The following is a 22,965-nucleotide window of genomic DNA, read 5'->3' on the forward strand; positions in this document are numbered from 1 at the left end:
TTTACCCTAGTTTTAAAAAGCAATTTACCATCTTAGATAAATACAACACTATAAATCTAAGGTTTTGTCTTGAAACAAAAACGAAGCAAAAAATTCAAGGCTTAGAAGTCAAAAGCTAAATTTCATTCCTCTTGCCTAAATGATTTTAAACTCGCTCTGCTCAAACAAGAAAATCATTTTTAACGGCTCAATACATGAAATTCTTAACGCTTTTCCCTTCAAGGCCGAGGGTTGTACTACCAAACTAATAAGGTAGAAAGCCTACTGGCGCGAATGTTAAGCGTTAGCGTCATTCGTGTCCTGCAGATCAACAGAAATCTCCTGATTTCTAAATACTGTAATTATTCAAAAACTCAGTTTACAATGTACTTAAGGTAAACGGATAAAATATTGTGTACCATGACTGAAGGTGCACGAAACATTTATTTTCCTCTGTCCTAGTACTTCATAATTATGCTCATTCATTTCATACATAATGGTAATAACTCATCATCACTTTAATGATAATTGGTCATTATTTGAATAAGAAAAAAACTGGATTGCATTAATACATCAAAAATACTACAATTTTACGTAGTCCTCTTTTTTTAATTTTTATCAGAGGGTACAAGTAATTTTTAAATAGTGATTCTACTATAAAAAACTACGATTTATGTTTCTCAAAAGGGGTACTATACTAAATTGAGCATAATGTTATTGAAAGGAAATAATATTGTTTTTCAATTGTATCTCATTACGAATCTTTAGTAATACTTTCAAAAAAATTTTATGATCACACCCTCCTACAAAACAGAGAGGTAAGAAAAAAGCCCACAAAAAATTATGGGCTTAGTATATATAGAGAAATTGAATGGTATTTTTCTTTTATTCTTGACTTTCTTTTTCTTCGAACAAAGCATCAAGGTACTCCATGGCTCTTCTTAAGTGAGGAATGACGATGGTACCTCCTACTACATTGGCTACACCCATTCCTTCTACGATCTGCATCTTGGAATAGCCCAACTCTACGCATTTTTCTAAGTGATACTTTACACAGTCATCACATCTTAATACTAATGACGTTGTTAGACCGATCATCTCTTTGGTCTTTTCATCCAATGCCCCTTCAGCGTAAGTGATTGTATCGAGGCTATAGATTCTTTTGATGACTTTGTCAGAGTTTTTAATCACTTTTTCGTTGAGTGATGCTCTTTTATCTCTGTATTCTTCTAAAATGTTCATGTATGTTTAGTTTGTTAGTGTGTCTTTTTGATACTCTTAGATAAAGCTGAGATTCAGATCTATCAATTCTTTTAATTCATCTTTTTCAGCATAAACCCTTCTTGTGACATTAATTCCATTCCAGAAATTGATCAGGTGTCTGGAAAGTAATGCAGGTGAATGTGTGGAGGTGATCAAACCTTCAGTTTGTGCTCTTTGAAGGGTACTTTGTAAAATACTTTCAAAACGTTGGAGGTATTGAATAGCCAATGCTTTTAACTCTTCGTCTTTTCCTGTAAACTCAATGATCGAATTCCCCAAAATACATCCTTTACAGTGTTCATCAAATGAGGCATCAACCATATCATAAAACAATGCTTTGATATCTTCTATTGGTTGTGTACTCTCTTGCATTCTTTGCTCAAGACGTTCCAAACCTCCTTGTTCCATTTGCGTCAGACCTGCTTTAAACAGTTCTTTCTTGCTCTTGAAAACATTATAAAGACTTCCTTTATTTAAGTTTACTTCTTTGAGAAGATCATTAGTGGTGGTTGCTTCGAAACCATTTTTCCAAAATAAATGTATGGTTTGTGAAAGCAATTCACCCTGATCGAAAATTCTGGGTCTACCTGCCATATAAGGGAAAATGAATTATTAAGATTACAAAGTTAGTCTAATTGACCCTAAGGTCAAATATTGCATAAAAAATTTTTGGCGATCTAAATACCAAAACATTATTTCTTGTAAAATGTTTTGGTACTTATGCCAAAAATTTGAGTCACAACTGTATTTCTCTTTTGTCTTCGTGTTTAATCGAATAAATTTTAAATGGAATTACCAAACAATTCAGTAAGCAAACGCCTAATAAAATTGTAGCATAGATTTTTAAAACGAAGATCTCAGGAATAACAACATACGATAAAACAAAAACACCAATCAATGAAAATATCAGTGCTATGTAATATTTCGAGATTTTTTTCATTTCGTAAGTAAGTTTATATATGCGAGTTACTGTAATATAATGAATTAATACCATAACTACGCTACTTACATAAGGAATAAAATACTTCTGTTAAAAATGAGCTATAATTCGCTAACATTGTGTATGTAAGATGATTTTAGAAAAGACATCAATTTGATATTAAAATCAATGTTATGATGTAAGAAGTCACTACCTCATTCACAAATTCAGCAGATGAAATTGAACTTTATTCTACGCTTTGGTTGGCAATCTGCTTATTCCTGAAAGAATAGTTTTCTTTATCATCCAAGAACTGCATCACATCATAAAGGTTAGCGAATAACTGACGGCCTCCTAGCTTCTGAACAATATTCATTTTGAATAAAAGATCACGAACAGGTCCCACTACAGTTGCAAAATATACTTTGATGTTTTGATCGTTGAATTTATCAATCTGAAGTTCTAATTCATTCAAGGCTGTCACATCAATATAGTTGATACTCTCTGCCTTGATCACCACAGTATGAAGGTCATCCCTTTCACTTGCCCAACGATTGATAGTTTCCATCACATATTTGATATTACTGAAATACAAAGGAGCATCAATTCTTACAATCATTGTACCCTCACGTTCTTTAGCTGTGGCAAAACGTAGTACATTTCTATGGATCTTTGTCCCTTCAATCTTACCAAGAATGGCAATATGAGGATACAAAGTGTGGTACATAAATACCGCCATTGAGACACTCACTCCTGTCAGCAAACCAACGATTACTCCAAATTCCATGGTGGTCAAGAACGTGATCAACATCACAAAGAATTCTCTTTTCTTTACTTGGTAATATTTCTTGAAATAATCGAAACTTAAAAGGCTTGGTGTAGCGGCGATGATTATTGCTCCTAAAATGGGTTTAGGGAGGTAGTAAAATATATCAGTGAAGAATAATAATACTAAGGCAATCATCAAGGTAGATACAAGGTTAGAAGCTCTTGTATTTGCACCAGAAGACGCATTAATTGCAGTCCTTGAGAAAGACGAGCTCGCTTGATAACCTCCAAATAAGGCTCCTATACTATTGGCTAAACCTAATGCCACAAACTCTCTATTGGGATCAATAGGTTGTTTTGGATCATCAATAGATTTAATAATGCTGTTTGATACAGTAAAACCAATAATGGCTACCACAAGGGCCAGCGGAATCACATCGGTATAAACTACGGCTGTAAAATCAGGTAAAATAAAGGTAGGCAAACCTGATGGAATAGTACCCACAACGGCAATTCCCAAAGCCTCAAAATCAAAGGAAAGGCTCATTACAATACCTAAAATTACGATGATGGGTGTTCCTAACTTACTGAATTTAGTTTTCTTCAATAGTGAAATAATCACCACTGTGCCTATCCCGATTGCCGCAGAGACCCAATGAATACTCGACATCTGAGAAACATAGCTTAAGATCTCCTGATGCAGGTATTTTGACGGTTCGGGTGAAATTCTGAATATATTTTTCAACTGACTGAATGCAATCAACAATGCAGCCGCCGTTGTAAATCCTTTTAATAATGGAGCCGAGAAAAAGTTGGCAATAAAGCCTAATCGTAGATAGCCTGCTATCACCTGAAAAATACCGGATAGAAAAACTACAACAAGAATGGTATTGACATAATTAGGCGAAGTCGTTAAGATTCCTAACCCTAAGAGGCCTGAGGCCAAAAGCATGGAATCTAAAGCGGCCGGTCCAATGATCAGTTTTTTGGATGAACCGAAAAGAAAATATAATAAAGGTGCCATCAATGAGGCATACAATCCATATTGTACAGGCAATCCAGCAATGACGGCATAAGCCATACCTTGAGGAATCAGTAAAACGCCCGTTGCAAACCCCGCTGACAAATCACCTGAAATGTATTCTTTCTTATAACTTTTAATTAATGAGAATATACTTAATGGATTGTTTGTCATCTTCTTCAATTTTTACAATAAGTAGTTATTAACACCGAAAGTTGAATAATCAATTGACACAAGCTTAATTGTGAACAATCTATCACAAATCGTAAAATTATTCAATAATTTATAAATATAATCTAACAGTTATCAACATAGCGGTGTGAATAGCTGTGAATATTGTTGATAACTTTAAATTAACTTTCTCATTATCAACTCAATTCTATCACATTACAAATATACAGTGGTATTTTTTTTATAAAGAATTATATTTGATTTTTCAGTCATCTTTTATCTTTTATTTTGAAATCGATTAAGTTAAACACCGATCAATACGTTAGAAGGTTTGCCATTGGCGATATCCATGGATGTTTCAAAACTTTTGAAAATCTTCTTCAAGAGAAAATTCAGATTACGAAAAATGATATTGTTTTCCTATTGGGAGATTATATCCATAAGGGCCCTGACAGCCAGAAAGTAATTGATTATATACAGAAATTGAGAGATAACGGTTTTCATATTTACCCGATTATGGGAAATCATGAAGATGGGTTAATTAAGAAACAGCACAGTTATAAACATACTTTTTTCCGTTTTGTAGCTAAAGTGACCAAAGGAGAAAAAGTCTTATTGAATGAAGATGAAATGCTTTATTTCAAAAATAAGTCCTTCTTGAAAACGTTGCCTATCCATATTCAGATAGAAGATTACCACTTTGTACATGCTGGTTTTAATTTTGAAGCTGAAAAACCGAAGAAGGATTATGAAAGCATGTTGACCATCCGAAAACCCTATCCTACAACACCTCAGAAGATGTTGAAAAAAAGAAAAGTGGTACATGGTCATACCCCTATTGATCTTGCTCAAACGCAAAAAATGATTGATGAAGGAAGTCGTTTTATCAATTTAGATACTGGCTGTGCTTATCATAAAGCTACAACAGCTGAACAACGTGAAAACCAAGGATATCTTACTTGTCTAAACCTTGATACTTCTGAATTAATTTATGTAAAAAACAGAGATCAAATATAAGACGTTGGTTTTCGGAAAATAGATGCTTAAGTTTGTCTAAGTCGATCATTCAATTAGAATGCTTATTGTATGATTGCTTCACTCCATCATTAAATCATAATTGCCCTAATGAAACTTTTACTTGTCGTTAACCCTATTTCAGGAGATATTGATAAAGAACCTTTTTTAAACGAGGCTTCACAATTTTTAGATCATTACAGTATTCAGTATGAAGTTTTTAAAACCACTGGAAAGAATGACCTTGAAAATCTTCAGAAAGTAGTAAAAGCGTTTCAGCCTACCAAAGTAGCTTCAATTGGCGGTGATGGTACTACCCTTTTCACCTCCATTGCCCTTTTAGACACAGGTATTCCAATGGGAATCATCCCTTTAGGTTCTGCAAACGGTATGGCAGTAGAGCTTTTTGTGAGTGATGAACCAATGCAGGCTTTGAGAGATATTATCATGTCTGACATGATCGTAGGCCTAGATCTTTTGAAAGTCAATCAAGAGCATTATTGTCTTCATATTGGTGATGTTGGGGTCAATGCACAGATTGTAAAGGGTTACTCTAGTGATCCTAACCGTGGGATGACTACTTATTTCAAGTACTTCATAGAACAACTTAAGGAAAAGAAAATCATCGATTATAAGATTGAGATTGATGGAAAACTCTATGAAGAAACGGGTATTATGATGGCTATTTGCAATGCTCGTAAATTTGGAACGGGTGTGCCTCTCAACAGCATCAGTAATCCTTTTGATGGTAAATTTGAATTAGTAGCGATCCCTGAAATGAATTTCGAAGACCTGATTATTGTAGGCCTTTCTAAATTTGATGAGAGTTTCTTGGAGGACACCAACGGCAATGTTTATAGTGCTGAAAAAGCTACAATTCACTTTGATCAGCCTCAGTTATTGCAATTGGATGGTGAAGTTATTGGCAAAGAAAGCAAACTGGAAATTGAGATTCTTTCAGGTGCCATAAATTATATCACGAACGGAAATAATCAACTGCTTCACGACTTATAAATTCTTCACACAAGTATCAATAAAGTTCTTGACCGTATGCTTCCTTTTAATGAGGTCTTTATTCCACGCCAAATAAATATCTCTAGTGATTGGTGCATCTTCTATGGGCAGATACACCACATTTTCGGTTTTAAAAGTAGGCATAGGCATTAAAGAAATTCCCATACCGGAAGCCACTAAAGTAGACACTGTACCATTGTTAGGTGCTGTAAATACCTTTTTGGGTTTGACGTTCATTTCCTTTAGTTTTTCCGTCAATTCATCATACATCGCACAAAAACTTCTTTCTATAAATGGTTCCTCGCTCAATACTGAAAGTGGAATACTTTTTTTATTGGACAAAGGGTGCTTATCATTAATAGCAAATACTAATTTCTCAATAGTGATAAACTGAAAATCTATATTTTCATGTTCTATTTCATAGTCTACAAACAACACATCTAATTGTTCATTTAAAAGCAATTGAAGTAACTCTGCATCCTTTTTCTCTACGATATTCACCTCAGAAAAAGGATAAGTAATTTTGTATTGATTGATGGATTCTAAAATCGCGTCCAGTAAAATATTCTGAACAAAACTAAGCAGAATAGGTTCGTCCTCTTTCACTTCAAAACTAATTTCAATATCATTCCAAAGCTTCAATAACTCCATAGCTTTCGGTAGAAACAACTCCCCTTCCGACGTCAGCTGTACATTCCTTTTATCTCTTTCAAAAAGCTTTACTCCAAAATGTTCCTCTAGCTTTTTTATTCCTGCGGAAAATGTGGATTGCACTACAAACACCTGTTCAGAAGCTTTCGTGAAGTTTAATGTATTGGCAAGTGCGACGAAATATTTGACAAACTGCAAATTCATAAATCGGAATTTTAGATTATTATAATCGAATTAAACTATTTCCACGATAAAATACAAGCTTGTATATTTGTAATGTATTCAGAGGTAGAGCATTAAGCTAAACTATTGAATTCAAGAAATAAAAAATTATTAATCATTGCATACGCAAAGCTGTTATGAAATACATCTATTTTTATCTTAGAAACGATGAGCAATCCATCAAATTATTACTTCAGAAAATAGGTTATAAATATGATTATAATTCAATTTATAGAAACTCCTTTTCGAAGTATAACAGTACAAGAGAACAGTTAGGTCTTTTAAGAAGTGAGATTATTCACTGGCAAAAGAAACTGCTGGACAATGCTGAAATTGATGTTTTGGATAAGGCTAAAATTGATGTATTCTTTGTCAAAGCTTTCCAAAACAATGATGATTTCTTCTCCATCTCATTGGTCTATCCTGAAGATAGTATAGACAATAGATATGAGATTGTAATTGAAATGTTTAGAGAAATTATTCAAGAAGGCGGATTAGGTAGTATTCGTTTTGATAGAGGTGATCTGCATTTTTATGCTGGGTAATTTTTAATGAAATAAAAAGAGACTTACTCCACGTGGAGTAAGTCTCTAAACCAACAGTCCTCTAATAATTAGATCTTTAACATGTTTGGTTTATATTATTAGGTAGTTGTAAAAAAATCGTAAGATTCAATTATTTAGTTTACCGAATTTCCCCAAATCATGTTGGCATATTCTGGATGATCAATGAATGGGTTTCTGTTCCCTTGTCTTTCAAAGATCTGCTCGTTTCTATCAATTTCTTTGAATGATACTGGATCATTGTTGTGCCATTTTAGCATTAATGTCAAGAACCATTCTTTATATACTTTGTCTGAAGAACCATCCAATACAGTTCCTGCTTGACCATTATTTACCCATGAACCAATTTGGTCTTCATAACGAGTGGCCATATATAAATACATTCTTGCAAAATCACCTTTGTACTCATCGATAGGCTCAAATACTTTTCCTGTATAACCTGATGCTGAAGTACCTGAACCTAGTTTTGAACCATTTTTTGATGTCCATGTAGATGTAGCTACTTCTCCGTGAGGGTTGTTTGATCTCATTGTGTTTACATAAGCATCTGTAGGAACGATATGATGTGCATCTGTTCTCATTGGATATTCTTTGTCAAACCAGCTTTGAGGCATTACGTGCTCTCTGTTATAACAATAACCCTCTCCACTTCCTGAATTTCCACACTGATCATCTGTAATTGTATATTCATATTCGCCAGGCTGAGCCCCGTCAGGTACTGAAGGATTTTCTGGGTCAGGAATATCACTGTACATATCCCAAATAGTTTCTGATTTTTGATATTTATCATCTGATGTGTGGTATAATGTCCAAAGACCACCGTAACTAATATCTGTATGATTTGCACTGATAATTTCTGATAAAGCTGTTTTCAATGAAAAACCTTCTTTACCATTAGCCTTATCATAATAATCGCCATTATCAGGATCTGTTGTTGTATCGTCAACATCAGTGACAACAATATTGTCGATTTCTACCTTTGTCGAATTAGTGTTGCTTCCGTAGTATACAAATGCAATTGTCACGTTACCAGAGAAAGAAGATAAGTCAATTTTAGACTCTTTCCAATCCCACCAATCACCATCACGATTACCAAAAACAGGTAAGTTTGCTTGATCAGTAACATCCTCCCACGTCGCCACTGAAATAGAGTTATTGTAATTTGTGGATACTTTTACTCTTAATACATCCAGGTGATCTTCTACAAAGAAACCTGCCGCTGCACGGAATGATAATTGTAAATTACTCTCATTGATAGTAGGTAGTACCATCCAAGCTTCAGAAACAGCATCATTTGATTGATAGGCGTTAGCATAAGCATATTTATTGCCGTTGCCGTCACCTTCTACTTTCCACTTTACAGTTCCTTGTTCATTACTATTTGTCCACCCCTCTATTGAAAGTTCACCTTCAGTTACTTCCTCAAACTTCTCTTCTAAATAAACATTTCCTTCTACTGGTTCTCCAAAGTTAACCATATCAGTTTTTGGGTTATTGATAAGCAACTGAGGTGAACCATTAAAAGTACCAACAATTGCATACATTGTCCCCTTACCACTTGGCATTACAGCACCTGCAAAATCAGAGAAACCACTGCTTCTTAAGGTGATATTACTAGAAGAAGTCCCATCATTGAAGTTCCTATTTTTTGTTTTTTCATTCTCAGCATCAGCATAAGTAGTACCTTCACTATCCGCTGATTCGATTTGATCTATTCTTACTTTTCTACCTAAATAAGTAGAAAGATCTTCTTGTATTTCTTTTACTGTTGCTGTAATAGCTTCAACTGAATCAATTGTCCCAGTAAACATATATTGCTCCATCAAAGGACCTGGTACACGACCTGCCGCTGGAGAACCTTTATAAAGACTAGGGATACCTAATTGAACATTTCCACCATAAGAACCTAAAACTAAATCATCACAAATAATTCCTACTTGTTGACCATACCTGAAAGTAGGATATAAAGGCGATTTGTCTAAACGGATAAGTATACCGCCTGTAGCATCTTTTAGATAAAGCTCTTTATAAATGTTACCCGCTTCATCATCAGAAATTACTTGACCAACAATTACTGTATTTTCAGGTATAGAAGTCGTATCGTTATCTCTTCCTGAATGCATTGCTTTTAACTCTCCAATTGTGATAGTAGCACTACCTTCTGGAATTGGAGAGATTTCTTTATTTTCTGGGTCATTGTAGTTCCTGTCTACACAACCGAAAATTAATACGCCAAGAAAAAGCGTGATAAAAGATTTATTGAAAATAAACTGTTTCATCGAATTAGTTAATATGAAATTTAGAGGATTTTGGACTCCATGCACTTTGTAACGCTCGTGTTGGAGTTTTTTAGTTTTGTTCCCCACAAAAGTTGCGAGCTTTTGTGAGGATAATATCAGTGGATTAGTTTACTGTATGTGAACCTAAACCAGATACGTCATCTTTATCTAATGCAGTCCATTGACCATTTTCTCTTGGGTCATTGTCACCAACAACTCCTGCTCTAACCTCTCCGTTTCTTTGGAAAGTTACATCTTTACCAAAGTTTACTCTTACAGGAGATTCAGGGTTTGTTAGATCAATAAAACCAATTCTATCAATTTCAGTATCACCTTTGAAGATCGCTACTCTGTCATCTCCATTGAAGTTTACTGCATTACCACTTTCGAATACACTAACACCTGCAGGTAATTCAAGTACTGCTTGATTGTGAGCAATCACAAATGTTGCACCATTAGGCAAGGTACCTTCTAAAGTTGTAGTAGTACCCCACTCTAAGTTGGCATTTGACATAATTTTAATAGAGTACTCTGATAAATCAACATCAGCACCGGTACCATTGAAAATCTCTAAATATTTATTATTTGATGAACCTTCAACATATTCTGAGAAAATTAAATCAGAAAAACCACTTACCGTTTTATCACCTAAGTTTACACCTGGAGATAATTCAGGATCAATTGGCTCCTCACCTTCTTTTTCTTTTACAGCTACAGATTTTACTAACCATTGCATTGAACCTCCTGATGTCCCATCAACAGATGTGTATTTGAAAGCTACATATTGTTGACCTGAGAAAGAAATATTTAATGTGTTCTCTACATCATTCCCTTCGTTTCTTACTTCATCAAAAGTTGCTGCTGTCCATGTTGCAACATTAGGGTTACCTGTACCTGTATAATCAGAAGATAATAAGATTTGAACGTGACCAATTTCAGAGAAATATTTAAACATTTCAGATACTACTAATCTTGGTGTTTCAAACTCCGTTCCTTCAAGTGTCAACTTCTCCTTAGAGATCATCCAAGCCTCAGATTTACCTTTACCGTAAGCATTAATGAAAGCACTTTGATCTTTAGTTTCCCAAGCAGAGAAAGAAGCAACATTGTATGTAGAAAAGTTAATGGAAGTAGCAGTCATTTCTGCACCATTGATATCATCACCTTCGCCATCATAATCAGGGTCTGGCTCCACTTCATTTACTCCATCAACTGAATAAGAAATCAAATCTCTTAAACCTTGCATTGAGTGGTAATTTTTGATTGCACCTTTGATCCAAACTTTTTGTTTATGATTTGATGGATTATCAGATAAGTTTAAGTTGTCTTGGATATAACCATGACCCGTTAATCTTACTGCAAGGACCTTTTCTTTTGCTGTTTCATCTTCACTAGTTGCAATTGCAATACTAAATGCAGTAGCACCATCAGTACCTGGTTGGAAAGAATCTGAGTTTGGAATATAACCTACGATATAACCAACAACCCATCCTTCTTCACCTAAACCTTGAAGTTGAATTGCATCTTCTACACTGTAAGGTTTTTCTAAGGTACCTTCACCATCTAATTTTATTTCAACTTCAAAACGATCAGCATTAAACTGTAAGTCATCTTTAGAAACTAAAGTTAATTGTGAAGCACCACGAAAACCTGTTAAAATAGCTGTTATATCACCGCTTTTTGAAGGAATAGTATCAGCAGCAAAGTGTGATGATTTAGATGTTCTTAAAATAATTTTTTTACCATCCTTATTCACAAGATCTAAGTTTGTATCAAAATCAGCTTCCGAGAAAGTTACTCCCTCCTCTACGAATTGTACACCTGAAACCTTTACTAATGTATTATATAGATCTTCAATGTTTTCAGCAGCTAAATCAAGTGCTGTTGGTGTTGGCATTGAAACTTCGCCTTCAACTAAAGTAATATGATCAGGAACAAGTTCTGCGTCCAAGCTACCAAACCCATCATTGTATAGTCCACCTAATTGCACTAAACCACCATAGTTACCAACATACATTCCTTGAGCTTTTACAAGTACTTGTCGGCCTTGAGGGAATGATTGATAAATGTTATCCTGATAAATTTTCACTTGGATACCTTTGCCATTTTCATCTTGTACAGTGATATAGTTTCTAACGTTTCTAGCTTCATCAGATGAAATTACTGTACCTGTAAAGGTCATTTCTTCTGTCACCTCGAAGAAATCATCTTCGTTCTGTTTTTTTTCAGCATACATTGCTAAAATTTCAGAAATGCTACTGTTAACTTCCACTTCACCTGGCACTTCAGGATCAGTACCTGGACCATCAATTTCGTCTTCTTTTGTACAACCGAAAAAGGCTGTTGAAATAAAGCTACCAATTAATAAAAATTGTAAAACTTTGTTGATTGTTTGCGTTTTCATTGTGGTAAAAAAGTTTAATGAAATGCTGTTTAATTATTAGAAAAAATTAGGAAATGTATATTGAGCAGGCACCCCGAAGGGCACCTCAATATTTTTTGACTTTAGAAGGTCAAGCTTAAGTTTAAGAAAGCTCTGATTCCTTGAGCGTAATAATATTTGTTAGGGAATTTCTCAGGATTCTGTCCCTGGAAATCATAACGATACTGTTGGAAACCTGTTGTAGCAATGTTTGTATTGTTTAAAGCATTGTTCACGTTCAAGTTCAAGCGGATCAATTTGTTGTCGATTTTCCAGCTCTTACCAGCGAAGAAGTCTACCGTAAAGGCATCATCCATCTTTTCTTGATGCAAGATTTCGTTGTATTCATCTGTACCTTTATCTACACCTTCTACTGCTCTGTCTGTGTAGCGAACAGGGTTAAGCGTTACATAACGGTCGCCTAAGAAGTTCACTTGGAAACCTACATTCCAGTAATCTTTTGACCAGTATTCTAAACCAATTGTTCCTGCAATCTCTGGCGAACCACCTACGTGACGGCCATTGAAAAATACTTTCTCGTTTTCAATCAATACTTCTGAATTGTTGTCTACTGTAGCTGTTGCTCTAGGGTTAGCACTGTATAAGTAAGAAGCGTAAGTTGCCGCACCTCTTAATCTTAATTCATCTGTAATGTTGTATGAAGCACCTAATTCAATACCTGTATGTGTTTGTCCCATGCCTGTCAATGCATAGTTCATAAAAGCATTGTGTCCGTCGTCAAAGTATGAAATCACTTTTGAAAGGTCTGAAATCTGAGTGTAGAATCCAGTTGCTCTTACTTTGAATCTTTCACCTCTGTAGTAGTAGTTTACATCACCTGATAATACTTTAGAAGAAGTAAGTCCGTCTACTGTTTCATTACGTGTTCTTAATGAAAGGAAAGAGTCCATGAAGTAAGGTGCTTTTGTATAAGCCGTACCGTTTACTGTCAATACGTTTCTACCGTTCAGGAAGTACTCACCACCTGCTTTCACACCAAAATCCAAGAAGCTTAATACTTCTGATTTTCCGAAAGAGTTATCAGGGAATAAACCTTTTCTTCTGTGGCTGTCTCTGTACATGCTTGTGTGTGTTACGTTACCGCCTACGTATACAGATCCTTTCTTGAAGCTCTTTTTCACTTGACCCCACCATCCTGCAGTTTGGATATGTGCTGTGTAATCGTGACCAATTCTATCACCTTGACCTCTGATCCAAGTAGAATCGTTTAGGTTGTTGATTGATTTTTCACGCTCCACGAAGTCTCTGTCTGCGAAGTTGTCAATGTCTAACCAGAAATCACCGCCTAAAAGGTCCTCTACTGTATTGTAGTTGTTGGATTGGTAGTATTGTAATTGCACACCAGTGATGATGTCTAATGTTTCAGTTGGTTTGAACATTAAAGTAGGGTTCACATCAATTCTGTGATAATCGTTGTGTCTTCCTTCAATGATATAATGCGATCTGCTTCCTGAGTATTGCTCACCGTCAGGATTTCTCCAGTCTACAGGTACCGTAGAAGGGCTGTTGCGGTTTACATTGTACATATGATCCCAGTTTACTTGACCAAATGTACCGTTCTGCCATAATTCAGTTACTCTGTCACCGATCAAATCACCTGCATCTGTTCCTTCATTATAGAAGAATGATGGCATATAACGGTAGTAATCAGGACGAGGATCTGGCGCATCGTACCAGTTTAATGCTGTTCTTTTCTCTTTACCCATTTGGTACCCTGCTGAAGTTCTCAATGTCAGCTTGTCACTGATTTTCCAAGTATCTTTTACAATAAACTGTGGATTGATTTGAGATTTCTGACGTGAGTTACGCTTCTTACCATCTTGCCAGCCCCATGTAGGGTTGTAGTAATTAGTACCTTTCAACTCATATGCTTCTTTTGTAGTTGCCATTTGCTGTCCAACCGTTCTTGGAGCTACAAATGCTGTAAACACCATTTTGTGTTTGTCACTGAATCTTTTTTCAGCACTTACAAAACCTGCCCAAGCATCATAGAAAGTACCTTCTGCATAGCTTTCCTGTGCCCATCTTCTTGAACCTGACACTGTAAATGCCCAGCCATTGTCTAGCAATCCTGTGCTGTAAGTAAGCATTAAACGGTGGTTGTAGTTACCGTTACCTAATGAGTAAACGGCCTTGTAACCTGGTTTTTGGCTTGAAGGATCGGATAAAATATTCGTTGAACCACCTACATCACCAAAATCAAAATCGATAGGCTGTGTAGAAGTTGTTACCTCTTTGTTTCTGATTACATCATTCAGACCGCCCCAAAGCGACCATGAAGCATAACCCCTTTCTGGTGAAGCCATATCAATACCATCGAAATAAACTTTCATATAGCTTGAGTTGTAACCTCTTTGTCTGAACCAGTATGGTCCCCATGCAAAACCCGCAATTGAGCTGTATGCGTCTCCAGAAGAGAATAATAAACCTGGAGTGGACTGAGAGTCATCATCATCCATGTCTAAATCTGTCAATGACAATGCGATAGTACTTGCCTCATCTGTTTCAGCAAATAATTTAATCACCATATTGTCTTCCAAAAGAGCATCTACCTGATAGTAGCCGTCCTGTAAAATATGGACTTGTGTTCCTTCACTAACTATTTCAGTAGGAATAGAAAAAATACCTTTATCGTTGGTCAGAAACTTGCTGCCGTTGACCTCCACTTGTATTGCCACCATTGGGATGTCAGTTTCTCCAGACAATACGGTCCCTTTAATGAAATTTCCCTGCGCGAAAGCCGCTGCAGCAAAACTCATTAGAAGTAAAGTAAAAAAGTGTTTCATTATTATTTCGAGGAGTTGGAATTTGCTTGTTTTAATAAATAAATTACTACTGGAAAGTGATCAGAATAGCCTCCTGATGTAGATCTGAAAGGATATCCTTTATATCTTCCTTCTTTATTTTTTAGCTCAGGATAACTGCAGATTTCAGCTTTCCAGAAAAACCAGCCGTTGTTTACTTTCGTGAACTCTTTGGTGAAAATAATTTGATCAAATAAGTTCCAGCTGTCTCTGTATCCTAAAGTACCCAAGCCTTTTTTATACATTTTGTAGAAAGGATTGTATAAGTATGACTCTTCTGTCAAATTCTTAATATCCCCTACAGCACCCAATTCATTTTTGATAGATTTGTTGGTAGGATCATCATTGAAATCACCCATTGTGATACACTTAATACCCGGATGTTCATTTCTTAATGAGTCAATGATACTACGTTGCAACGCTCCAGCGGCTTCTCTATAAGGAGATTTTGCTCTTCGTGAAGGCCAGTGATTTACAAGGAATACAAGAGGCTCACCCTCCAGTTCTGCTTCCACGATCAATTGATTTCTGGATTTGAACTCCCAGTTATCACCCGCATAAGTTTCTTTGATTCTAAGATCTCTTGCTGATACTTTATTGACTTTCAGAAGATCTTTCTTATAAATCAATGCCACATCTACACCCCTTTTATCAGGACCTTCAATATGTGCAATACCGTAGTTTTCTCCTTTCAGGCTAGGCGTTTTGACTAAATCTTCAAGAACATTTCTATTCTCAATTTCCGCCAAACCCACTACCAAAGGAGCCTGTTTTGTTTTGTCCAAACCAAGTTTAGCAATGATGGTCGACATTTTTTCCTGCTTTTCCAAGTACTTTCTTCCTGTCCATTTGTAGTCGCCGTCCGGAAGGTACTGATAGTCGTTTTTACCTTCATCATGCAAGGTATCAAACAGGTTCTCCATATTGTAAAACGCCACTGAATACACTTTGTAGTCGTTTTTCTGTGCCTGGAGAATTAGAGGAAATGTGATAAAAAATAAGAGGATGGTAAGTTGTTTCATAATTGTTTAGTATAAACAGAATCAATTCCTAAATACCGTCATCACTGGTCTGTGATCACTTACTTTGGCATCAAAGTACTTAGAACATTGGTCCAGCGATAATGTATAGGATTTCTGAAATTGATTAAACCATTCATTAGTCATTAATATGTGGTCAATATGGCTCCCAATAGGGCCCCAATTAGGATAAGATTTGTCTAATGAATTTTCACTTTCGGCTTGATCCGTGGTTGAAAAAGCGTAATTCCCGCTGTCTTCTATGAAATTATTAAAAGACGATGACGAGGCAGGATAAATTTCTTCATTAAAGTCACCTAACACAATTACGCGCTCGTTGCTCAAGTTAGAATCAATATACTTTTGTAATCTTTTGCTTGCTTCTTCTCTTCTTTCCTTATCAGAAGGCTTATAGTTACAGCATTTCAAGTGAATATTGATCACATAAAATGTTTGTTCGTTGATCTTATTCAAAAATTTCGCAAGCAATGGTCTTCTAGGAAAATAATAACTTTCAAAATCTCCAGCTGATAAAATCTGACGCTCTAGTACTTCTAATCTTTGGTTATTATAAACATAAGCCAAGTGATAATTATTATTTACCCCCTTAGCGATGTCGTTATCTATCAACACTGAATAATCAGGATTGACCTGCGGGACTTGCTTCAATGAGCTGATACCTTCAATTTCTTGAACGCCCCAAAGATCATAATCACTTTCAGAAATGGTAGCATTGACGAAACCTGCTGTTTCATTATGTTTAGGAAAATGCTCGATGTTCCATGTCAAAACCTCCAATGTAGCATCAGAAGCGTCAACGTTCAAACATTCGACCAAAGTGTTATCATAGCCAACAGGAGTAGTTGTCGATGGTGAACTGACTTCTGTTACGCATGAGTTTAAAACACTTCCAACAACCAATAATGATGATATAATAGGAAGAAGTTTAATAATTTCGATATTTAGTTTAATAATTCAATTAGCGACTCATTTATTGTGAGGACATCGCAAAGGTGTGGGTGAAAAAATGTAAAAGCAAGAGATGAATTGTTAAGAGCATGAAATTCAATTTAAGTTCACGTTGAAGTTAAAATTGTAATACAGGTATTAATCTATGTTATTCGGTATATTGCACAGTGTTTGTAAAATTATATTACATATTTTTATTATTTAACCAATTTTTATTTTGGTTTCATTTTAATAGCAAACAATTGTTAAGTTAAAAATATGTGACATTTCGTTAACGAAAAGTGGTTTAATTAGGATTGTTATTAAACAAACATTTACTAATACTACACTTTTAGTGTACACATCACCCTTTAAAAGAAGCCGATTTTGTAATTTATATTACTATGTGCACCTCTTTTCAGGTTCTATTTTTCACATAGATTTCACATAAGCTGTGAATTTTTAAGCCTTCATTCTGAAATCCCCTCTTTTTCCACTACTTTGTAAAAATGATGTAACAGTTTTTATGAGTCAATCAATCGATTTGACTTGTGAATGAACATCAATTCTCAAAAAGCCTATCAACATTGATAGTTTTAAGTAATTTTTCAAAATAAAACTTTATGCTTAAAAAGTTTCTTCTTTTCATTTTCTCCATTATCTGCATTATTATCGTCATTGGTTTTGGTTTCTTAACATTCAGTCCTCAGTTTGGCGGCACGCATTCTGAAGCAGATATCCACCGATATGAAAAATCAGGACACTATAAAGAGGGTGAATTTTTTAATCTTGTGGATACAAATTTGGACATGAGCCTTTCAAACTTGTGGGCAACACTTAAAGAGTTTGCAGAAGGTGTTCAGAACGGTCGTCCGACTAAAGATATTCCGCCTATTAAAATCACTGCCGAAGACATTATCAAAAAAGACACACTGACCAAAGTAACTTGGTTTGGACACTCGGCCTTTTTACTTGAAATCGATAACAAAAATATTTTAGTAGACCCAATGTTTGGTCAAGTGGCCGCTCCTCACCCATGGCTTGGTGAAGCACGCTACAGCAAGCACCTTCCTCTTGAAATTGAAGAAATGCCAGACATTGACGTCGTCATCATTTCCCATGATCATTATGATCATCTGGATTATGAATCGATTGAAAAGTTGAAAGATAAAGTAAGTGCGTTCTTTGTGCCTCTTGGTGTTGGTGCTCATTTCAGAGCTTGGGATGTTCCAGAATCAAAAATCCATGAAATGAACTGGTGGGATACGCAAAGTTTCAAAGACCTTCAATTCGTCTTTACTCCTTCAAGACACTTTTCGGGAAGAGGATTGTCAGACCGTAATAAAACGCTTTGGGGCTCATGGATTGTAAAGGGAAGGCATGAGAACATCTATTTCAGTGGGGACGGAGGCTATGCGGATCATTTTAAAGAAATAGGACAGAAATACGGTCCTTTTGATCTGGCTTTTATGGAATGTGGTCAATACAATGATAAATGGGCTGCAATTCATATGATGCCTGAGGAATCTGCACAAGGAGCCGTTGACTTAAATGCTAAAGTAATGATGCCAGTTCACTGGGGAGCTTTTACGCTCGCCTTGCACTCATGGACCGATCCAGTGGTAAGAGTGACAAAAGCGGCAAAATCCCTGGGAATGCCAATTACCACTCCTCAGATCGGGGAAACCTTTGTGGTCAATGACAGTGTTTCTTATCCGGCACACCGCTGGTGGGAAGCGTATTAAGAGAGGGAAGAATTAAGAATTAAGAATGAAGAATGAAGAGGTGGTTCGTGTGGTGGTCCTTAGGATGTTCTCTTTAAGCGGATATGCTATTTAGATGTTGTCATATCCTCACATCAACCTCAACACGAACCATTTTTTCTTAATTCTTCATTCTTCCCTTTTCATTCTTTTTATTTATGAAATGTCAATGGTAATATCAAGTCTGATGCATACGGTTGATTATTGAGCGTACATGGCTTCCACTCTCCTGCTTGCTCTACTTTACTGAGAATGTAAGTCTCTACATCAGAGTACTCATGACGGGGATCTTTTTTCACTTTACCGTTACTATCCACAATGAATTTGACGTAAATCTTTGTTGTTTCATCAATTTTAAAATCACTATGATGAATATCTTGATTTAACTTTTCATATAAAGATTTCATTCCGTCCTTAAAAATCGCCTCACTTCGTTGGTGTTGATTATTTACCCACATTAATGTATCTCCTGAAGTTAGCACTCTTTCTTTGGAAGCGTGGGAGTGGTTTTTATACACCACTTTGAATTTCGTTTGATCGCGTTTGTCTACGTATTCCAAAATACCCGAACCGTCAGTCAATAACTCTTCCCCTTTAAAAGTTACTTGATTCACTTTCCTTTTTCCTTTCACTTCAATTCCAGTCTCAACAATCTTATTCACCTGATTATAGCTAGTATATTCATAAGATTTACCTTCATATTTTTTCTTTGAACTGTCGAAATAAAAATCTTCGGCCTTTTTCAATTTACTGAAAGGATAAACGACTACTTTTTCATAAAGCATATGGTCTTTCACTAGTAGAACCGTTACTTTATTGTCTTTCAATTGGAATTTTCTTAAGTAAGGAGTTTCTGCTTTAGTTTCCTTTTTCATGTACTTTGATTTATAATACACTGTTTTGTTTGCCTCTTGAGAAAATACAGTTAGTGACATCAAAAGTGATACACAGACAGTGAGTACACTCGATTTTAGAAGTTTCATTTTAGTTAGATTAATATGATTGAAAATTTATTTAGTACGATTTAAGTTTCCTTCAATTTAAAAAATAAAGTGCTATTACTTCCTCAAAATAACAAACTTTACAACTTTTATTTAGTAATGGATTCACTCATTGCTTTTATGTGTGTATACCCCATCTGACAGCATCCGCCCACAATATCTGCTCCCAGTTTCACCCATTCCTGTGCCATCATTCCACAATGATGAGGATCTGAAATCCCCGACCATGTTTTAGTGTCTGTATGATACACCTGACCGGAATTTGGGTACACTACAATTTTTATTTCCTTGTTTGCCTTTCTGATTTCTTTGATCAATGATGAGATATAAATAGGTTTGGTACAGTTCACTCCCATGGCATAGACATTAGCTTCTTCTTTCAAAAATTCTGCAACTTCACGAATAGGTGTTCCATCATTCAAGTGCATTCCGTCCTTGCAAGAACAGCTGATCCACCCCTTATGCTTGGCTGATTTTAATAAAGTGGCAATTGCTTTTACTTCATCAAAACTCGGCACCGTCTCACAAGCAAGAAAATCAATGGCGGTATTATCAATAATTGAAAAACGTTTTTGGTGAAAAGCAACTAATTCTTCAACTGACTTATTATAATTGCCTCTATACTCTGATCCATCTGCCAGAAAAGCACCATAAGGGCCAATACTTCCAGCAATAAAAATCTTTTCCTTCGGTTGCTCTTGAAGGAATTTATTTTTTGCATTGACTGCTAAAGCTGTCGTCTGTTTTAATAGTTCAATACTTTCTGTGTTAGATTTCCCTTCCTTTAAAAATCCATCAATCGTTGCCTGATAACTGCTTGTGATGATACACCTAGCCCCTGCTCTAAGGTAATTATAATGCACCTTCTCTATCATTTCCGATTGTTCTATCAATAGTTTTGCTGACCATAAATGATGATTCAAATCTGCTCCTTCTTGTTCCAATGCATTGGAGAGGCCTCCATCGAGTATAAGTGGGGAATTAATCAAGCTCTTCTAATTTCTAATGGTGCGAAAACCAATTGTACATTTCATTGCTCTGCGAATAACGTGAAAGTATTTTTTAATTGAGCATTCTAAGTAAATAAAAATGGTTCGTGAAGATATTGTACACCAACATCCTCACGAACCATTTCTCTTCATTCTTTATTAAGAAATTAGTTCTCAATAGGTTCCAATACCAATTGCACATCCAATTGATCTACCAAAACAGCGAAAGCTTTCTTCACTTCTAAATAATCTTTCGGTGTATATTTTGCTCTTTTAAAGAAATAAGAATAGTCAAAAATCACTTGATTTCCTTCCTGTTTCGTAGTGAAATTGATTTTGATTACTGGGTTATCAACTACCGTTTCTTTGGGTAGTTCCAGTACTTTATATCCTTCAGGCACCGTCACTTTTGATAAAAATGAATTACTTTCAGTGAAAATAAAGTCGATGTCATAATTTCTACTTTCTTCTGTAAATGGATTTGTTGCAATAGGGAATCGATAGAAAGGACGAATAATCACTTTACCCATAAGGTTTTCAGTAGTGTTTTCCGATTCCACGGCTAGAAAGTATGGTTTATTTGTTTTTTCGAAGCTTCTTGTCCTAACGTTTTCAATATTTTCAAGTCCTTGTTTTTTGAAGTAATTCTTTAGCTTTTTCTCACTGTCTTTATATTCAACCTTATATTTAAATGCAGTCATACCATTTAATGACTTCATGATAGATGTTTTAGAAGTAGAAAGATCTTCTGAGAATGTGATGTTGATTTCTGTTTTATCATAACTGCTTACGTGGTTGTAAACACTTACCCATTGATTTTCTTTTTCTTTGATTAGTCTACCTTTGTCATTAATACAACGAATTGGCAACTCATTAAAACCTAAAAGTGGTGTGGTAGCATCTGACAAAATCCTTCCAGTACCTACATCAGTATATGCAATCACATAGTTAAAATAATGATTAAACGGATAATCTGATGTAATTTTCCCATTGTGTCTTGAACTTAAAATTAATGGATATGCTTTCAACCCAGCCCCTTGTAATAAGCCAATCAAAAATAAGTTAATATCACCTGAAGCTCCTGATTTAGATTCTAAAAATTCCTTTAGGGTCTTACTCGTTTTTTTCCCGTAATACTCATTCCAGATGTAGTTGTTTTTCACATACTCCACTATTTTTTTGGTTTTTTCAACATCACTACCAACCAAAAGATCTGGATTATCTTCAAAAATTGATTTCGATTGTTTTTTCACTTTTGCAATGTGCTTACCAAAATATTCTCCTTTGTTGAGGTCTTTTCCATACTTCTCCCAAGTCGTCACATACTCTCTTGAACTTCCAGTAGAAGGAAGGTAGATTTTAGCTAATTGGAAGTCAATTTTCATTAAGTAATCCTGAATTGATGTAATATAACTTTCATCTCTAAACGCAGGCACATCTTTCATCACGAAGTTATATAGCATCTCCTGATATTTCTGACCATTGTAACTAAGATCTCCTTTTAACTTTTTTGAGTTTTGAGAAGTAAACGATTTAATATTTTGAGCAATAAAGCGATATTCGTAATAAGGAATTACTTTTAGATCAAACTCACTGTGTACCGTTGGTATTCTATCTTGGAAAGCCCATTTAGGTAACTTTGAAAAAAAAGGAGTAACCAATGTATATCGATATTCAATTACAGAACCAATAGAAACCTGTGGCAAAGTGAACTTGCATTTAGTATAAAATTCATTCACTTTTTCATGATATACTTTTTTCTTATCAAATTGAATGATAGTGGGTTTTCCATCTTTCATATTGTATACTTTAGCCTCTATTTTCTCTACTTCCTCTCTGTCACCCTGATTACTATTGTATAACAATACCTCAACATTGGCTCTATCTAACCCCTCTTCTTTTAGTACTTTTATTCTAGTTGTACGTTTGAAATGAGCCTTAAACCCTCCATGTCTAGCCTGATTAAAAGATACTTCTCCAACATCAAATAATATAACTGCTTCAGCTTTTTTATCTTTAGACTGATAATTCAAATCAGCCATGGTTATTTCACCAAATTCTGTGGATAATTTCTGTGCATTTCCTATGATTGAAAAGAATAGGAAAAAGTTTAAGATGAATAAATACTTCATGA

16 protein-coding genes are annotated in these 22,965 nt (G+C 35.3%); 4 read left to right on the forward strand and 12 right to left on the reverse strand.

Annotation, left to right across the window (positions count from 1 at the left end; genetic code table 11):
• Window positions 1–864 precede the first annotated feature (864 nt).
• The 3 genes from HHU12_RS01485 to HHU12_RS01495 form a co-directional block, all read right to left on the reverse strand.
• Window positions 865–1,221, reverse strand: a complete 357-nt coding sequence (locus HHU12_RS01485) for a carboxymuconolactone decarboxylase family protein (RefSeq protein WP_169654371.1) — start codon at window positions 1,219–1,221, stop codon at window positions 865–867.
• Window positions 1,222–1,257: 36 nt separating this feature from the next.
• A complete protein-coding gene (locus HHU12_RS01490; RefSeq protein ID WP_169654372.1) occupies window positions 1,258–1,836 on the reverse strand; it encodes a TetR/AcrR family transcriptional regulator in 579 nt (192 codons plus the stop codon).
• Between the two features lie 572 nt (window positions 1,837–2,408).
• Window positions 2,409–4,124: a SulP family inorganic anion transporter gene (locus HHU12_RS01495; RefSeq protein ID WP_169654373.1), complete on the reverse strand. Its 1,716-nt coding sequence runs from the start codon at window positions 4,122–4,124 to the stop codon at window positions 2,409–2,411.
• A gap of 285 nt (window positions 4,125–4,409) precedes the next feature.
• Between HHU12_RS01495 and HHU12_RS01500 the strand changes: the two genes are divergently transcribed.
• Window positions 4,410–5,138 carry a metallophosphoesterase gene (locus HHU12_RS01500; RefSeq protein WP_169654374.1) on the forward strand — a complete coding sequence of 243 codons (729 nt, stop codon included), beginning with the start codon at window positions 4,410–4,412 and terminating at the stop codon, window positions 5,136–5,138.
• 108 nt (window positions 5,139–5,246) lie between these two features.
• Complete coding sequence (locus tag HHU12_RS01505; RefSeq protein ID WP_169654375.1) at window positions 5,247–6,149, forward strand: diacylglycerol/lipid kinase family protein; 903 nt, start codon at window positions 5,247–5,249, stop codon at window positions 6,147–6,149.
• Here HHU12_RS01505 and HHU12_RS01510 read toward each other — a convergent pair.
• Complete coding sequence (locus HHU12_RS01510) at window positions 6,144–7,004, reverse strand: LysR family transcriptional regulator (RefSeq protein ID WP_169654376.1); 861 nt, start codon at window positions 7,002–7,004, stop codon at window positions 6,144–6,146. The genes HHU12_RS01505 and HHU12_RS01510 overlap by 6 nt on opposite strands.
• Before the next feature lie 155 nt (window positions 7,005–7,159).
• On the opposite strand from HHU12_RS01510, the gene HHU12_RS01515 reads away from it, so the two are divergent.
• A complete protein-coding gene (locus HHU12_RS01515) occupies window positions 7,160–7,567 on the forward strand; it encodes a hypothetical protein (RefSeq protein ID WP_169654377.1) in 408 nt (135 codons plus the stop codon).
• A gap of 134 nt (window positions 7,568–7,701) precedes the next feature.
• Here the strand turns inward: HHU12_RS01515 and HHU12_RS01520 are convergent, their stop codons facing one another.
• From HHU12_RS01520 to HHU12_RS01540, 5 genes are all read right to left on the reverse strand, one after another.
• On the reverse strand, window positions 7,702–9,864 hold the full coding sequence (locus HHU12_RS01520) for an endonuclease (RefSeq protein WP_205959743.1): 2,163 nt from the start codon (window positions 9,862–9,864) through the stop codon (window positions 7,702–7,704).
• A gap of 124 nt (window positions 9,865–9,988) precedes the next feature.
• The gene (locus HHU12_RS01525) at window positions 9,989–12,268 is read right to left on the reverse strand and encodes a DUF5689 domain-containing protein (RefSeq protein ID WP_169654378.1); all 2,280 of its coding nucleotides are present in this window, start codon (window positions 12,266–12,268) and stop codon (window positions 9,989–9,991) included.
• Between the two features lie 101 nt (window positions 12,269–12,369).
• Entirely contained in the window at window positions 12,370–15,093 is a 2,724-nt protein-coding gene (locus HHU12_RS01530) for a TonB-dependent receptor (RefSeq protein ID WP_169654379.1), read from the reverse strand.
• Between the two features lie 2 nt (window positions 15,094–15,095).
• Window positions 15,096–16,133, reverse strand: coding sequence for an endonuclease/exonuclease/phosphatase family protein (locus tag HHU12_RS01535; protein ID WP_169654380.1), 1,038 nt, complete (start codon window positions 16,131–16,133; stop codon window positions 15,096–15,098).
• Window positions 16,134–16,154: 21 nt separating this feature from the next.
• Window positions 16,155–17,051, reverse strand: coding sequence for an endonuclease/exonuclease/phosphatase family protein (locus HHU12_RS01540; protein ID WP_169654381.1), 897 nt, complete (start codon window positions 17,049–17,051; stop codon window positions 16,155–16,157).
• A 650-nt stretch (window positions 17,052–17,701) separates the two neighbouring features.
• Between HHU12_RS01540 and HHU12_RS01545 the strand changes: the two genes are divergently transcribed.
• Window positions 17,702–18,823, forward strand: a complete 1,122-nt coding sequence (locus HHU12_RS01545) for an MBL fold metallo-hydrolase (protein ID WP_169654382.1) — start codon at window positions 17,702–17,704, stop codon at window positions 18,821–18,823.
• A 170-nt stretch (window positions 18,824–18,993) separates the two neighbouring features.
• Here the strand turns inward: HHU12_RS01545 and HHU12_RS01550 are convergent, their stop codons facing one another.
• The 3 genes from HHU12_RS01550 to HHU12_RS01560 all read right to left on the reverse strand — a co-directional run bounded on the left by HHU12_RS01550 (window position 18,994) and on the right by HHU12_RS01560 (window position 22,963).
• Window positions 18,994–19,824 carry a hypothetical protein gene (locus HHU12_RS01550; RefSeq protein WP_169654383.1) on the reverse strand — a complete coding sequence of 277 codons (831 nt, stop codon included), beginning with the start codon at window positions 19,822–19,824 and terminating at the stop codon, window positions 18,994–18,996.
• A 107-nt stretch (window positions 19,825–19,931) separates the two neighbouring features.
• Entirely contained in the window at window positions 19,932–20,831 is a 900-nt protein-coding gene (gene mmuM / locus HHU12_RS01555) for a homocysteine S-methyltransferase (RefSeq protein ID WP_169654384.1), read from the reverse strand.
• Window positions 20,832–20,998: 167 nt separating this feature from the next.
• Window positions 20,999–22,963 carry a DUF3857 domain-containing protein gene (locus HHU12_RS01560; RefSeq protein ID WP_169654385.1) on the reverse strand — a complete coding sequence of 655 codons (1,965 nt, stop codon included), beginning with the start codon at window positions 22,961–22,963 and terminating at the stop codon, window positions 20,999–21,001.
• Window positions 22,964–22,965 lie beyond the last annotated feature (2 nt).

This window comes from Flammeovirga aprica JL-4 (assembly GCF_012844305.1).
GTDB lineage: Bacteria > Bacteroidota > Bacteroidia > Cytophagales > Flammeovirgaceae > Flammeovirga > Flammeovirga aprica.